The organism is Streptomyces spiramenti, assembly GCF_012034385.1.
GTDB lineage: Bacteria > Actinomycetota > Actinomycetes > Streptomycetales > Streptomycetaceae > Streptomyces > Streptomyces spiramenti.
In genome coordinates this window covers 1-1583 of the sequence record NZ_JAAVJB010000438.1, presented here as the reverse complement: position 1 = coordinate 1583, position 1583 = coordinate 1, and the positions used below count along the sequence as shown (strand labels likewise).

Annotated in this window: 2 protein-coding genes; one reads left to right on the top strand and one right to left on the bottom strand. The window is 77.3% G+C overall.

Going from position 1 to position 1583, the window contains the following annotated elements; all coding sequences use genetic code 11:
- The coding region (locus HCJ92_RS24000; RefSeq protein WP_245241225.1) for a sensor histidine kinase at window positions 1-1077 on the bottom strand (1077 nt) is incomplete at its 3' end.
- Window positions 1078-1367: 290 nt separating this feature from the next.
- On the opposite strand from HCJ92_RS24000, the gene HCJ92_RS23995 reads away from it, so the two are divergent.
- Entirely contained in the window at window positions 1368-1541 is a 174-nt protein-coding gene (locus HCJ92_RS23995; RefSeq protein ID WP_167935702.1) for a hypothetical protein, read from the top strand.
- The last annotated feature ends 42 nt before the right edge of the window (window positions 1542-1583 follow it).

Sequence of the window (1583 nt, the reverse complement as noted above, 5' to 3'; positions counted from 1 at the left end):
CGTCGGGCCGCCGCGCACCGTCCCGCCGACCTCCTGCGCGCGCCCCGCCAGGAACGCCCGCCCCCGGCCACCGCCCAACTGCCCGGCGGAGGTCGAGTCCTCCGGCGGCGCCCCGTTCCTGACGACCAGCACGTGCCCGCCCTGTTCCGGACGGCAGGACACCTCCGTCGCGGCCCCGGGAGCGTGCCGTACCGCGTTGGTCAGGGCCTCCCGCACGATGCCGAAAGCCGCCTCGGACGCGGCACCGCCGGGCAGCTCCACCAGCTTGTGGACGACCGGTTGCCCGAGACGGCGGATGCCGTCCAGCAGCGCGATCACGCGCTCGTAGGGTTCCGCCGAGTCCGCGGCGGCGTCGACGGGCTCGGGCACGGCGCCCAGGGCGGCCGTCACCTCCCGACCGGATGACACCGCGAGCGCCAGCGCCTCCGCCCGCAGTTCTGGCCGCTTGTCCCGGAGCCCCTCGGCGACCCCGGCGGAGACGACGACGGCGGTCAGGTGGTGGGCGCTGACGTCGTGCAGCTCGCGCTCCATACGGCGCCGCTCGACTGCGGGGAGCCGATCACGCTCGGACTCCGTCCGGTGAAGCCGTGTCGCCGCCGCCGCGGCGGCCAGGCGCAGCCGCCTGCCGCGCATGCCCCAGCCGCAGGACGCCGCGTAGAGGACGGCGGTGAGCGCCAGGTCCAAGCCGTCGCGTTCGCCGAGTCCGTGCAGGGAGACCATCCAGATCGCCTGCCACAGCGCGAGGGTCGCGGCCGACAGGACCGCGGTCCAGCCGTCGCGCCGCGCCGCGACCGCGTGGAGCGCGACAGCCGGGCCCACGGTGCCCAGCACCGCGGTGGCCCCCGTCGGCAGCGCTCCCGCGACCAGCGCGATGGATGCGGCGGTCGCCGCGAGTGCCGCCACCGGGCGTTCCCGCCGCAGCGTCAGCGCGCCGGCCACCAGCAACGCGGCCAGAGCGGCGGCCAGCAGGTGCGCACCGGACGGCACCTCGCCGCGCAGGAGCGGGACGCCTGGCCAGACCAGGGCCTGGGCCGCCGCCGGCAGGACCGGCAGCAGCCGGTCGTCGGGTCTCTTCATGATGGAACGAGGCTATGGCGCGCCGCACCGCCGCCGCCTCACGCCGGGGGATGAGCGCGGTCTGCAACCAGCGATAGAGACCGTCCGTCCGGGCCGCGGGAGCGCATCGGGACGGCGCTGTCCGGGAACCACCCCGTTCCTCGGCCTGCGTGAGGCGATTCCGGCCTGTTCGGCCGGAGCGCCCACGGACGGCGTCTTCGGCGGGCACACTCCGGAGGAGCGCCCGCGGGGGCGGTCGCCGCGTTCCCGGGGGGCCGGGACGCACCGTCGCAGTTCAGGGGGGAGAGGCCATGGACGTGCTCTGGGTACTCGTCGTCGTGGTGGTCGGTGGCGCGCTGGTCGGCGTCATCGTCAACGGGGTGGTGCGGGGCGAGCGCAGGGGGTGGCCGGGCCGGGAGCGGCGTCCGCCCGGCGACCCCGCGGCCGGCGACGACCGCGGTGCCGACGACGGGAAGCACGGCTGATCACGGGCGGTGCGGGACCCGGGCGGGCCCGCGGGCGGGCCC

Excerpts from the sequence above, each read along its gene's own strand:
- HCJ92_RS23995 (WP_167935702.1), top strand. The coding sequence starts at position 1,368 with ATGGACGTGCTCTGGGTACTCGTCGTCGTGGTGGTCGGTGGCGCGCTG.